Raw genomic sequence first — 13,918 nt, 5'->3', positions numbered from 1 at the left:
CCCTTAATCTGAATTTGCGGTGCATTCCTTGTTTGCCTATAAAATTCAGCCTTTGACCGCCCCAACCATGGCTCCCTTGACAAAATACTTCTGTACGAACGGATAAATGACCAGAATCGGCAGCGTTGAGACCATGATGGTCGCATATTTGAGGGATTCCTCCACCACCAGGTTATCTCCTCCAATGGATGTTACGTCGCCTGAACTTGCACTGCCAGCCAGCACCAGATTACGCAGCAGCACCTGGAGCGGATATAAATCGGGAGATCTTAAATAGAGCAGCGGGAAGATAAAGTTGTTCCACATACCCACGGCATAGAAAAGGGCAATCGTGGCAAAGGAAGCTTTGGACAGCGGCACGATAATACGGATGAAGATGCCAATATCGTTCAGGCCGTCCATGCGACCCGATTCCTCCAGCTCTTTGGGGATGCCTGAGAAGAACGTACGCATTAGAATCAGGTTCCAGGTGCTGACTGCCCCCGGGAGAACCATGCCCCATACGGTGTCCACCAGATTCAGGGAACGGACCACCAGGAAGGTCGGAATCATCCCGCCGCTGAAGAACATCGTAATGACAATCAGGACGGTGAAGCTATTGCGCAGTGCCATATCTTTTCTGGACAATGCATAGGCTCCGGTCGAGGTAACCACCAGTGAGATTAGTGTACCAAGCACGGTGTAAATGATTGTATTGCGGTAAGCCGTCCAGATTTGCGGATCGCCCAGTACCAGTTTGTACATGCTCAGATTGAAGCCCTTGGGCCAGAAGGAAATATTGTTTTGCATGACATTCACATTGCTGCTGAGGGAAACCGCCAGCATATGAAGGAACGGATAAAGTGTGACCACCACAACAAATAGCAGAATCAGGGATGCCACAACGTTAAACCAGGAAAATCGGAGTGATTTCACGCCACACCTCTTTCTACCATAGACTGGTCTCACTTAATCGGCGGCTGAGCCAGTTGGCCGTGTAGATGAAGATCAGACTGATGACTCCCATGAACAAATCAATGGACGCACCATAGCTGAAATTCCCCTGTACCATGCCCACCCTGTAAACATACGTGCTGATAATATCCGCCGTATCGTAGATCGCCGGATTCTGCATCAGGAAGACCTTCTCGAAGCCAATCTCCAGCACTTTGCCGATATTCAGTATCAGCGTGATGACGATGGCGGGAGATATACCGGGCAGCGTGACATGCCAGATTTTGCGTAATCGGCTTGCTCCGTCCATATCCGCCGCTTCGTACAACTGAGGATCGATGGCCGTCAGCGCAGCTAGATAAATAATGGTCTCCCAGCCGATATGCTGCCAGATCTCCGACAGGACATAGATGCCTCGGAACAGCCCGGGCTCATTCATGAAATTGATCGGTCCGATGCCGATCCCTGCCAGCAGATTGTTAATCAGCCCTCCGGTTGGGGAGAGAAACATAATCACCATACTCGCCACGATTACATTCGAGATGAAATGCGGCAGATAGCTGACCGTCTGTACAAAACGTTTGAATGCCGCCCTGCGTACCTCATTGAGCAGAATGGCCAGCAGGATTGGGGCCGGGAAGCCAAACACCAGTTTATACAGTCCCAGTAGAAACGTATTCTTCATCAGCGGCCAAAAATCGGGATTCTCCAGAAACATCCGATAATATTTGAATCCCACCCAATCACTGGCCCATATTCCTTTAAAGAGATTGTAATCCTTGAACGTGATGACCAGACCAAACATCGGCGCATAGCGGAAGATCAAATAATACAGGAGGCATGGCAGGAAGAGCAGCCATAGCGCCTTGTTCCTGTTCCAGGTTCTGATCAAACGCGATTTTCGCCGAGGCGGCCGGTGCGCTTTCTTTTGCAGTGTACGTTGCGTTAAGCCAGCATCAGCCATCGGCATGCCCCCTCTTGCTTAAATGATTGTAATCGATTCACATGTCAGATAACTTACCCTGATATTTCCGGGTTGGTCTCCGAATTATAGCGATAATTCTTTAGAAAGCGCTATCTACATGTTATATAACTTTTCGCCTTTACACCTTTTTTCCAGATATCCGCGTATAATTCAGTAAAAGTGTATATTGTTTGTGTCAGCTTTATGCCGCTATGATAGGAATAACCACTCGATCCGGGGCTGTACTCAAGGGGGAATGTCATAATGAAGGGACTGTCTCAAAACATGATTCTGGCCTTCGCTTCATCGAATACACCAGAACCGCTAACGTCGGCCATAGCAGTGAAGAGAATTACAGATATGTGGAAGAGAACAAGATCAAGGCGGGATCATACACAGTACCATTACAACGAAAATTCAAAGAAATTGGACGAATGACATCAGCAAGAACAACAATTACCTGGACCTGCGAGGAAGGTGGCGATACGTGGCAATGCCCGAAAGGTCATGAACGTTCCGATTTGAAAGCAAACAAACCACCGAAATCGGTCATACAATTAATCTTTGTCCTACAAGTACTCAGTCTGACGGATTGTCCGCTAAAAAAACGGTGTAAATAGGCCGCCGTACCTTTACCGGATAAAGAGCCGGAGGTTGGTTTCGCACTAATAACGGGATATAGGGCAGTGGATACCACTTGTAAAACGAGTAATGCCCGTTGAGGTATATTAAAATATGGGCCCGTTTAAACCATTGAGGACAAGAATCCAATTGCTACAGGGGGATAGTTGGAGTGATAATGCCGTGTTGGAAGGGGTTCGAGGTTTGTTACAGCCCTCTTTTGACTTTAAATAAGCCTCAAAAGGCTCAATGGTTTTTCCTTACACTACAAAAAACAGAATCAAAGAAGACACAAGGGTCTCTTGTATGTAAAATTCAATCAGTTGATTTTTTTAACCCATTCACCGTTATTCCAAATATCTGGATTGTTAATAGTCTGAATTTCTCCACGTACAGTGGAATCATAGCTATCCTTACTACTAGTATACCAATCAACAATAACTAATTTCCCATTCGAACTTTGCACAAGAAATTCAGTAGGTTCAGCAAAGTTACCTATATCCTTATGAACACGTGCATTTAATTTCAAATAGAAAAAACTCTTATCTCCTCCAACATAATCTACTTGACTAGCACCAATATCAACGCTTGTCACCTGATTATAAGTGAGCTTGTTCTTAAGGAATAAATCATATTGAGATGCCACTTTTTTTTGCGTATATTGTTTAAGGTTTTCGTTAGCAATATACGTATCCAAATCAATGTCCGAGCCGTTCCAAATCGCTTTGTAATATTCAGACAGAGCTGCTGCACACATTTTATAAGCCGTTTCAAAATCCCAAGCAGATAGATCACTTTCGTTCTGAGCTAAAAATTCTGAGGCTACTTTTGATAAATCCCCTTTCGTACTCGGCGATATTTCAGTGTTATTAACATCCTTCGCATTCATATCTCCTACAACAACAGAAATGTTATCTTCGTTGGTACTAGTATTAGTCTGATCGCATGCACTAAGGGTAAATAAAATCAATAAAAACAGGTACGCACGTTTCATTGCATTTCCTCCAGTGAGTATATTCTTCAACTCCACAAATTAAACAAGGGGGAAGTCCTCTTTGATGCACAACACCTCAACAAACGATTGGAGTGGTGCTCCTCCCCTCTTTGTTCAGATGATTGTAACTGAATGTGAGGTTACTTCTCCTCTAAATCCGGTACTCATCTCCATATTATACCATTTTTAGAAGGAAAGCGCTATCTACATGTTATATAACTTTTCGCCTTTACTCCTTTTTTCCAGATATCAGCGTATAATTCAGTAAAAGTGTATATTGTTTGTGTCAGCTTTATGCCGCTATGATAGGATTAAATCACTCGATTCGGGGCTGTACTCAAGGGGGAATGTCATAATGAAGGGACTGCTTACAAGCAAATTTGCGCTGAATGGACTGTTTGTCAAGCTAATGCTGAGCTTCCTCAGTGTCATCCTGATTTTGGCTTCATTTAACCTGTTCTCCCATCTGTACTTAAGCAACAAAGTCTATCAGGAGATGGTCAGACAAAATGAACTGGGCCTTGCTCAGACCGTTGAAGGGTATGAAAATCACTTTCGACTGACCCAAAATATGATTCTCGCCCTCACTCAATCGGATACCTGGACAGCCAACCTGGGCATTTTGAGTCACATTAAGGAAAACCGTCGTTACGATATTCCCGCTGAGGTCAAGTCAGACCTCTCCACGCTGTATGCCAATCCTTTTTTGCATATCGACAATTTCATTTTATATTTCAAGCAAGAAGACTACGTATTGGAAAAGGAAGGTCTTAGCAGTGCGAGTGATATGTTCGGGAAATATTATTATAGTAAAGAATATCCCCCGGATTATTGGAAAACTCAAACGATGAACAACCAGTTCCTGAAAGTGATGCCTGCAGCAGCTTTCACGGAAAATACTCTTCATTCCTCCCGCTCCCTCGGTCAACTGATGCCTATTATGATGAAAGCCATTCCTTACGAGGATGTGTACGGCATTGTTATGCTGAACCCGCAGCGTATGCAGGACACGTATGGCGATGCCGGCAATAATCCGTTCTACATTTTGGACAATGAGGGGCGCCTCCTGTTCACCACGATGGAGGGGGAGATGCTGAATACGCGGCTACCCGCAGATGGAAGCAAACATGAACGATTTGGGGATCAGTATTACTTCTATGAAAAAGGTAAGCAAACCGGGTTCACCTATGTCCGGGTTACCCAGGCCGCGGTGATTGCCGCGGAAATGCGAGGTATGCAGATGCTGTTGGCTGTCCTGCTTGGCGCTGCTGTACTGATTAGCATACTCTCCTCTCTGTTTTTCAGTTTGCGATTAAACCAGCCGCTTCAGCGCCTTATTGCCGCTCTGGACCGAAATCCGGATAGCGGGCCAGACAAATGGAGCAGTGTAAAGGAATTCGCCATGATCGGCGACCGCCTGAGCTCCATTCTGGAGAATAACCGTTTCATTCAAAGTGACCTTGCACAGAAGAACTCTCTCGTACGCCAGTACGCTTATATCCATAAAGTAAAGAATATCCCGCTCAGCTCCTATCTGGCGGAGCTTGAGGATGCCCAGCAATCCGAGCAGCCCTATGTCTCCATTCTGTTTAAGGTGGGCTTCAAATCCCAGCCGGATGAATTCGGGCAGCATACCCTGTTATTGTGGAAGCTGATCCAGAGCCTGTTCTCCAGCAGCAAAACCAATAACGTTGCCATTCAGCCCGAGCAGGACCAACTGCTCCTGCTGCTGTTCGATCCTGGTCCACAGAGCGGTATTCTGCATGCGCTGGATACACTGAAGGAGCTGCTGGCTGTCGAGGAAAACCTTTATCTGACCATCGCGGTAAGTCCGGTGTATTCCGGAGAAATTCCGTTTACTGATGCGTACAGCAATCTCTCCATACTGTTGAAAGAGCGGAGGCTGAACGGGGAAACACAAGTCATTGTGGAGCCACGTGCGTCTTCTTCGAATGCCTTCCATGTGAAGGTAACCTATGGGGAGGAGCTGCACAACTTGCTGCAATCTGGCAATGAAGAGGCCGTATTCGCTTGGCTGGATCGCCAGCTGGAACAACTGCAGCACAAAGATGCAGCCGCAGAAGACTTCCGCACCTTTGCAATCGGTGCAGTAGAACAAATTGGCAAGACGATGATGAAGCTGAATCTGACGCACATCGAATCCGAGCTTCGCTCTTCTCCTCCGGGAGAAGCATTTGCTGGTTTTCATTCCATGCAGCAGTACAGGGAATGGCTTCAGGCGTTGGCTCAGCCGGTACTTGAGGCAGTACGCAGCCGGCTGGAAACGCGTGATCCGGTTATTAGCTTTGTGCTGGACTACTTGGATCATCATTATGGGGAAGATATTAATTTGAATATTGTCGCCGACAAGTTGAATTTAACATCGGGGTACCTCTCCAGTATTTTCAAGGAGAAAACCAACATCAACTTCAGCGAATATTTGAACAATCTGCGGGTTGAGCGGGCCAAGGAACTGCTTGTGAATGTGGATCTGCGAATTCAGGACATTGCGACACAGGTCGGTTATCAAAATGTAAACTCGTTCATCCGCATGTTCAAGCGTCGGTACGGGCTGACCCCCGGAGAATATCGCAAGCGTCATGCGAGTGATGAGCCATTCGTCTCCTCCAGCCATGGCTAGACAAGTGTGAACGGGCAAGACCGAAGATTGTAAATACACCAACGCCTGCTCGGAAGCGGGCGTTGGTGTATTGTTTACATTAGAATTTTGGCTTAAGTACGGACAACAGATGCAAACATCTTTAAGGTGCATTTCGCGCTTACTTATCAACTGAATTCTCTGCTATAATACCTCCAAGTGTTATTCCCCAAGGGGTCATCAGGATGGAGGATAAATCATCATGAAGTTTGCTAAACGTATGGAACACTTCAGTGAAGGGATATTTACCCGTTTGCTGGAAATCAAGAGGCAACGACTGGCGAACGGAGAACCTGTCATTGATCTAAGTGTTGGCACACCCAATATTCCCCCGGCCCAACATATTATGACGGCTTTATGCGAGGCAGCATCAGATGCTTCAAACTATACATATGCCGTAAATGATCAGAGCGAATTGCTGCAAGCGGTCAGTGAATGGTACAAGCGCCGTTACCATGTTGAACTGAACCCGAAAACCCAAATCTGCTCCTTGCTTGGATCGCAGGAAGGTCTTGCCCACATTTCCTTGGCAATCGTTGATGAGGGAGATCTGGTCCTTGTACCTGATCCTTGTTATCCGGTCTTTGCCGATGGACCTCTTCTCGCAGGAGCCGAGCTGTATTACATGCCGCAAAAAGAGGAACATGGATATGTCATTCAACTTCAGGACATACCGGAGCATATAGCACGCAAAGCAAAATTTATGCTTGTTTCCTATCCCAACAATCCCACGACAGCAATGGCACCCGAGCAGTTTTATCTGGATTTGATTAAGTTCGCCAAGAAATATGACATTATCATACTCCATGACAATGCATACAGCGAGCTGGTGTTCGATGAGAAAACATGCGGAAGTTTCCTTTCTTATCCCGGCGCGATGGATGTTGGCATTGAATTCAACTCGTTATCCAAAACCTATGGATTGGCTGGAGCACGAATTGGCTTTTGTGTAGGGAACACCGATATCGTATCCATGCTTAAGAAGTTGAAGTCCAACATGGATTATGGCATGTTTCTGCCGATTCAGAAGGCAGCCATTGCTGCAATCACAGGGGATCAGAGCGAAGTTGAGCAGGTCAGAGATACCTATGAGGAGCGTAGAGACGTTTTGTGTGAAGGATTCACCAACCTCGGTTGGCCTATCGCCAAACCCGAAGCCACCATGTTCATTTGGAATCGGATACCAGACCACTATGATACCTCAGAACAGTTTGCCATGGATCTGGTTATAAAAGCTGGGGTAATCGTAACGCCAGGGAGTGCTTTCGGCCCATCGGGTGAAGGATATGTGAGATTTGCTTTGGTTCAGGATAAAGAGACGTTGCAGCAAGCGATTCTATCGGTAGATGACAGTGGAATTCTAAGAAAAAACAACTAACTTATAACACGAACCTATAACACTAAAAAAACTGTCCATCAGAAATAACCCCTCTAGGTGACCAGTGAGTAAAGAGAACATGTCGACGACATGAACTCCACACTGAAAACCAGAGGGGACTTTGTTATATAGGATCGAATATTCAGGCCGATTTACGCCAGTTGGAGCGGTACATTAGATAGAGGAAATACGGCGTTCCAATGATCGCAATCAGCAGCCCCGATGGAATCTCGGTTGGTGCCATAACGGTCCTTCCGATCGTATCCGCCAGCACCAGCATCACTGCCCCGACCAAAGCCGACAGAAACATCGACCGTCTTAACTTGTTTCCCGTCAACAGGCGGACCATATGTGGGGCGATTAACCCGATAAAACCAACCGTTCCCACACAGGCCACTGCACCTGCGGCGAGCAGAACACCAACCGTCATAGCCAACAGACGCGTCCGGCGAACACTCAAGCCAAGACCTGAAGCACTATTATCGTCGAATACCAACAGCTCGAATCTTCGCGCCAGCCACCACGCAAGCGGAATCAAAATCAACAGGAATACCCCAATGATCTTCACTTGATCCCACGTGCGTGCATAGGTACTCCCTGTCAGCCAGATAAAGCCGCTACTGCCGTATACAGCGCCGCGAACGATGAGCACCTGAATACCTGCGCCTGCAATCGCAGACATGGCGATACCCAGCAATACAACCGCAGAAGGATTAAGCCCCTTCTTCCAGGACAAGGAGAATACGACTGCAGCAGCGATCCCTGCACCAACAATGGCCGCTATAGGCAGCAAGAACACCGGCAGACCAGGCCACAGGATAATGACCATCATAGCACCCAGTCCTGCGCCAGACGACACGCCCACGATGGACGCGTCAGCCAGCGGATTGCGAACGGCCATCTGAATAAGCACACCACTGATCGCCAGCGCAGCACCTGCACCTGCGGCGACAAGCGTACGCGGAATGCGAAGCTGAATAATGGCCGAAAATAGCCCGTCCGATTGAAACAGACTTGGCAGAAGATCAGCCATCGGAATGCGCATCCCGCCAAACATCGTACTGAGCAGAACCAATGCTAACGTTAGTACAGTGAAGATAGTAGCGATAGGGCCGAATGCCCAGCGACGTGAACGTGCTCCGGTGCTCATTGAGGTAGACATGCCTGACCCATTCGCGGCCTTCATACGGGTAAGTACAAGCCAGATCAGCCATGGTGCACCAATGATCGCCATCACGGCTCCTGTCGGCAACTCCATACTGGAGTTATGAACCATCTTGGCAAGTACATCTGCACCGACCAGCAGTGCGGCACCCCATAAGAAAACACCAGGCAGCAGTAATCGGTTAGAACGAATTCCACTCAATCGAACCAGATGAGGTGCCACCAATCCCACGAAGCCAATGGGTCCGATCACACTGACAATTACCGCAGCCAGCAACACCGCAATAATTAACCCGGTGGCACGGGCCAAGCCTACTTTTTGCCCAAGTGAGGAAGCTGTCGATTCATCCAGTTCCAACATATCCCACTGCCGGGATAAAATCAGGGCAACAATCGTAATTCCAATGACCCAGGGCCATGCGTAAATCACACCGCTCCAGTCATTCTGAACGAGCGTTCCGGAGCCCCACAGAAATAATGCCTGAGTCTCCTGAGAGAAGAAGATATGCAGCGCGCTTGTAAAAGAACCCAGCACCATCGATACAATCATGCCGGACAATGCAAGTCGTACCGGACTCGACGTTCTTCCCCCGCCCATGAAGTACGCTGCGGCAGCTGCCAGTAATCCACCAAGTACGGCGAAAAGGAACGGCGATTGGTGCATCAAGCCTGGGAAAAAAATCGTTCCCAACACCACGACAAAATAGGCCCCCGCATTGATGCCGAGTGTATCCGATGCCGCCAGCGGATTGCGTGTAATGGTCTGTAGCAGCGAACCGGCAACAGCAAGTGCCCCTCCGGCGAGTATACCGATTACCGTACGCGGCATGCGCAGATCCCAGATCATATTATGTTCCAGTGTATCCTGCCTGCCTGTAAGCGAATCCACAACCGTACGGAGTGGTATTGATGCTTCCCCATAACACAGGCTTACAAAAAAAAGCACGATGAGAGCGGCTAGACCGCCCCCATAGATGCTTATCGTGCGCCAGTTAAACACTGGTCGGGAATGTTGGACCGAACTCATTGGGTAATCGCCCCGACAACCCCGTCAACCAGAGCTTTGGACGAGATAGGTCCACCGAAGGTCCATGTTGTACTATCCAGTTGATAGGTGCGTTTATCTTTGACAAAATTCAGTCCTTTCCATACGGAATTGTCTTTCATCGCTGTGCCAAAAACGTCATCATCCGGCTGTGTGATGTAGATGAAGTTACTGTCTTGAACAGCAGGCAAGGATTCAATACCCACCGATGAGAAACCATATCCTTCAATCTTGTCCGGCTGCCAGTCGTTAATCAGGCCAACCTTCGCCAACGTGCCAATGACGACAGCGTTATCGGTAAACATGCGAAGACTTGCTGCATTTTGATACGTAAATGCTTGTGTCAGTACATAATGGAACTCCGATTTGTCCGCAGCAGCCAGCTTTTCTTTGGCTTCTACATAATGCTGATCGAGTTCATCGAGTACCTTCTTCGCTTGATCTTCTTTTCCTAGAGCAACCGCGATATTGTTGAACGTCTCCGTCATTTTGTCATAAGTATAGCCATCACCTGTATACAGGTCATATTCAATCGTTGGTGCAATGGCATTGAGCTGATCATAGATATTCGAATTGGAATTGGCGATAATCAGATCTGGCTTCAAAGCTGCAATCGCCTCCAAATTTGGCTCGTCACGTGTTCCAACATCCGTCACCGTGTCATCTAGAGCTGCTTCGGGAGTCACATAGACTTTATAGTTGGCGTTGTCCGCACTACCTACTGGCTGAACACCCAGTGCAACTACATCTTCCGTATATGTCCATTCCAGCGTAACAACTCTCTTAGCTGGTTTGTCCAGCTTGAGCTCACCACCACTATGCTTAACTGTAACTGGACCTGCGGTCTCTTCAGTCGGTGTGCTACCAGAAGAAGCATTTTCATTTGTATCTGTTGTGCTGTTGGCCTTACCGCAACCTGTCAGAGCAAGTGCCAGAACCGTCAGCAATAAAAATCCGTTTAAGCTTTTTTTCATATCCTAATTCTCCCCTATTTATATGTATTTATATGATAACAATTATCATTATCACTAATGGATTATCCCGTAGGAAAGCAATTTTGTCAATTGAAAAATGAAAGAACCCGCATTTAAGACGGGCTCTCTTAACTGTTATTACTCTAATACTTGATTAAGTTAATTTCAGGATGCGCGGTCCGAATATCATCCAGAGTATGGTCGGTTATTTCTTTGAGATGCTTATCAAAGAAGCTCAGCGACAATTCATTAATAAGCTGAAAATTGGCTGATACATCGGCTCCTGCTTCATTAATGATTGGAGATACGCCAGCCAGATCGGTATAGCTTCCGTGATTGGTTTTGGGAATAGTGGCCGTATATGCACCCGGTTTCTGAATGGTTTGATTACGATGATAAACCTCGTCAAAATCGCCGTGGATCACTTCATCCAGAACAAAGGAAACATCCTGTTCCCAAATATGGATACGTTCGCTACTACACGTAGCCTATTTTTCCACTGCATCAAACAACTGCATAAATACGCCTTTCACATTTTAACTCAACTGCATCGTTGTGATGCAAGTATTATCTTCTTCATATGTAGATAGCTGTGTCTCTGCCACCTTTCCATCATGGACCACACGAATAAGATATGACTTATCCCTAGGTAACCAGAAATCCATAAAACCGTTGGAGCCGGACTTTATCTCAGCATCCTTCATGAGCGTATTCCCTTCGGAGTCATGGATCGTCACTATGAACTTCTTATTTTCCATTTCCCCCTGACAACCGGTCAGGCTATGAATTGCGCATGGATGGGTCTGCTCAACGTAGGGCGCAATGGAAAGGAAAAATTCATTTTCAGGCAAGTCGTAAGTTGTCGTTTGGTTGCCTTTATCCGTGACAATTAATTGGGTGGCATTAATGGAGGCTGATTCCGGTGTCTCCTTGCGTGTACTGATATCTTCTACCAATTTCTTGATATTGGGTGCTTCGGCATTACCTGCTTCTTCCTTCCCTATATTGCTTGCAATCAGATAAGCTCCCAACACAATTACAATCACTAAGCCGCCAATGATCCACATTTGTTTTTTCATCTGGAGTTCATCTCCTCGTCCGTTTTGATTTATTATAATGGAGAACGAACCATCATGGACTGAAAGCGCATGGAATTCACCATAAATTCACATATTTGTATGATTTCTTCGCAGCGTGTTTTTTTTAAACATTGAAAGGCTCATTCTGGTATTGGTGAGTTTATAAGCCAGTCATGACTGTTCCTATACAATCCTATATGATATATATAAATTCTGGAAATCAACCCAAACAAATAAAATTCATTATACATGTCTTACCCATTTTAGCTTGAGGAGCGGGAGGAACATTCATTGAAGTGGCACCGAGTAGTTAAAGAAAAACCAAATGTTAAAGATTGCATCGACTGGAACGGGTTTGTACCTAAACATATCGCAATTATGATGGATGGTAATGGCCGGTGGGCGACAAGAAGAGGGTTACCTCGAAGTGCCGGACACTATGCAGGAATGCAGACGATGCGGGAAACGATAAGCATGTGCCACAAAAACGGAGTCGCCTCTCTCACGCTGTACGCCTTCTCTACGGAAAACTGGAAAAGGCCCAAGGAAGAGATCGATTACATCATTAGTCTGGTGGTCGAATTTGTACAGGATACAACGGTCCAGGAGCTGAATCAGAATAATATCAAAGTTAATTTTATTGGTGATATCTCCAAATTCCCAGAAGAAACCCAGGAAGCGATGCGCAAAGTGGTAGAACTAACTCAAACCAACAGCGGGATGGCTGTTTATTTTGCAATGAATTATGGAGGAAAGAACGATATTGTGCAAGCCATCAAAACGTACATTGAGGAAAACAAAGAAAAAAACAACGAAACCTCGGAAATCTCCGAGGCGGAATTCGAAAGGTTTCTGTATACAGGACTAAATCCTGCCCCCGATTTACTGATACGAACAAGTGGGGAGAAACGCTTAAGCAATTTTTTATTATGGCAAGCCGCTTATTCCGAGCTCTGGTTTACGGATGTGATGTGGCCGGATTTCAACGAAGAGTTGTTATATGAATCCATTCTGGATTATCAGCAGCGCAAACAAAGAGCTTTGGACGATGTAACACAGTAATACCACCTTTACCAACTTTGTTCCTGCCGATCCTCAGCTTAAATGAGCTTTTAACCAGGGATGGATAATAGGGAGAACGGTACCGGGCTGCATCGCTTTGGTGTGATCCATATCCGCTCCCTTAATGATCTCGACGGTCCAACCCAAGTTTTCAAGAATGGATTTATTCTTTTGCAGCCGTCCAGCGATATCCACCGTCACACTGCCGAATTTCTCACCGTATATAATTGTATCTTTCTCACCAGCAAAAGTTAATCTCGGGATACTCAGCTGATCCTGAATGAGTTGGTCATCAAAATCCAATAAACTTTGGTACATGGTGACAAATTGTTTTGTTTGAGCCGGATTGATCTTTAACTCCACGTTGTACCAATCCACTTCATCCAGACTCAATTCTTCTGCTTTCTTTAGAGCTTCTGCTGAGTGTATATCTCCCGGTTCTTCATGCTGCTTCAATGCTTCCTCATATGTCTTTGTGGTAACTACTCGCATTTCCTCATATGGCCCCTCGTAAGGCGGGTACCCTCCCATAATGAGACGTTCCATCCGCTCGGTCCGAAGGGCGAGCTGCAGCCCGACGAGAGCCAGCCAGGAGTATCCATAATAACTAAATCGATTCACATTCATCTGATCTGCAACTTGCAACAAATCCTGAGCTATATAATCGGCAGTAAAATGCTCCGGATGGGGATGTGCCATATAGTGGCCTTCATAATCAAAATGCAGAATCTGAAATTCATCCGAAAGTCCAGCGATAAACTTTGCACCCAATTCAGGATCAACACCCCATAACTTCAGGGTTTCTGCTTCTTGTCCGGTCACGGACTTTTTGGCTATGGGCAGCATAATGACGCGACGATCTTGCGCTCCCGTCAGACCCGCTTCAAGCTGCGAGCCATTTAACAATGTAATTATTTTCTTCAATTGAACCAGTCCTTTACGGTTGATACCCTCAGTGTATAACATGGATGCAATCTTTCGGTTTTCATTATAGAATGTGCATAAAATATGGACTTTGGCGCGTTGTATGTTAGTGTAGCACTTG

At 46.3% G+C, this 13,918-nt stretch carries 12 protein-coding genes; 4 read left to right on the top strand and 8 right to left on the bottom strand.

Annotation, left to right across the window (positions count from 1 at the left end; translation table 11 throughout):
- Positions 1-45: 45 nt before the first annotated feature.
- The gene (locus tag P5G61_RS00830) at positions 46-915 is read right to left on the bottom strand and encodes a carbohydrate ABC transporter permease (protein WP_301243438.1); all 870 of its coding nucleotides are present in this window, start codon (positions 913-915) and stop codon (positions 46-48) included.
- Between the two features lie 13 nt (positions 916-928).
- Positions 929-1,897: an ABC transporter permease gene (locus tag P5G61_RS00825; RefSeq protein ID WP_301243436.1), complete on the bottom strand. Its 969-nt coding sequence runs from the start codon at positions 1,895-1,897 to the stop codon at positions 929-931.
- A gap of 264 nt (positions 1,898-2,161) precedes the next feature.
- Here P5G61_RS00825 and P5G61_RS00820 point away from each other — a divergent pair, with 264 nt between their 5' ends.
- Complete coding sequence (locus P5G61_RS00820) at positions 2,162-2,335, top strand: hypothetical protein (RefSeq protein ID WP_301243434.1); 174 nt, start codon at positions 2,162-2,164, stop codon at positions 2,333-2,335.
- Positions 2,336-2,837: 502 nt separating this feature from the next.
- On the opposite strand, the gene P5G61_RS00815 is transcribed toward P5G61_RS00820, so the two are convergent.
- Positions 2,838-3,512: a hypothetical protein gene (locus P5G61_RS00815; protein WP_301243432.1), complete on the bottom strand. Its 675-nt coding sequence runs from the start codon at positions 3,510-3,512 to the stop codon at positions 2,838-2,840.
- Between the two features lie 355 nt (positions 3,513-3,867).
- Between P5G61_RS00815 and P5G61_RS00810 the strand changes: the two genes are divergently transcribed.
- Complete coding sequence (locus tag P5G61_RS00810) at positions 3,868-6,153, top strand: helix-turn-helix domain-containing protein (protein ID WP_301243430.1); 2,286 nt, start codon at positions 3,868-3,870, stop codon at positions 6,151-6,153.
- Between the two features lie 220 nt (positions 6,154-6,373).
- The gene (locus P5G61_RS00805; protein WP_301243428.1) at positions 6,374-7,549 is read left to right on the top strand and encodes an aminotransferase class I/II-fold pyridoxal phosphate-dependent enzyme; all 1,176 of its coding nucleotides are present in this window, start codon (positions 6,374-6,376) and stop codon (positions 7,547-7,549) included.
- A gap of 142 nt (positions 7,550-7,691) precedes the next feature.
- Here the strand turns inward: P5G61_RS00805 and P5G61_RS00800 are convergent, their stop codons facing one another.
- From P5G61_RS00800 to P5G61_RS00785, 4 genes are all read right to left on the bottom strand, one after another.
- On the bottom strand, positions 7,692-9,740 hold the full coding sequence (locus P5G61_RS00800; protein WP_301243426.1) for an iron ABC transporter permease: 2,049 nt from the start codon (positions 9,738-9,740) through the stop codon (positions 7,692-7,694).
- Positions 9,737-10,732: an ABC transporter substrate-binding protein gene (locus P5G61_RS00795; protein WP_301243424.1), complete on the bottom strand. Its 996-nt coding sequence runs from the start codon at positions 10,730-10,732 to the stop codon at positions 9,737-9,739. Before P5G61_RS00795 ends, P5G61_RS00800 begins: the two co-directional genes overlap by 4 nt.
- 143 nt (positions 10,733-10,875) lie before the next feature.
- Complete coding sequence (locus P5G61_RS00790; protein WP_301243422.1) at positions 10,876-11,157, bottom strand: hypothetical protein; 282 nt, start codon at positions 11,155-11,157, stop codon at positions 10,876-10,878.
- A gap of 111 nt (positions 11,158-11,268) precedes the next feature.
- Complete coding sequence (locus tag P5G61_RS00785) at positions 11,269-11,811, bottom strand: CueP family metal-binding protein (RefSeq protein WP_301243420.1); 543 nt, start codon at positions 11,809-11,811, stop codon at positions 11,269-11,271.
- Between the two features lie 291 nt (positions 11,812-12,102).
- Between P5G61_RS00785 and uppS the strand changes: the two genes are divergently transcribed.
- Positions 12,103-12,873, top strand: a complete 771-nt coding sequence (uppS, locus tag P5G61_RS00780) for an undecaprenyl pyrophosphate synthase (protein WP_301243418.1) — start codon at positions 12,103-12,105, stop codon at positions 12,871-12,873.
- A 33-nt stretch (positions 12,874-12,906) separates the two neighbouring features.
- Here uppS and P5G61_RS00775 read toward each other — a convergent pair whose 3' ends face one another.
- Positions 12,907-13,839 (bottom strand): alpha/beta fold hydrolase, encoded by a 933-nt coding sequence (locus tag P5G61_RS00775; protein WP_301243416.1) that lies wholly within the window; start codon positions 13,837-13,839, stop codon positions 12,907-12,909.
- Positions 13,840-13,918: the final 79 nt, after the last annotated feature.

Origin of the sequence: Paenibacillus vandeheii (assembly GCF_030433635.1) — a bacterium.
Taxonomy (GTDB): Bacteria; Bacillota; Bacilli; order Paenibacillales; family Paenibacillaceae; genus Paenibacillus; species Paenibacillus vandeheii.
Note: the sequence above shows the minus strand (reverse complement) of the source record. Positions and strands in the feature narration are given on the sequence as shown.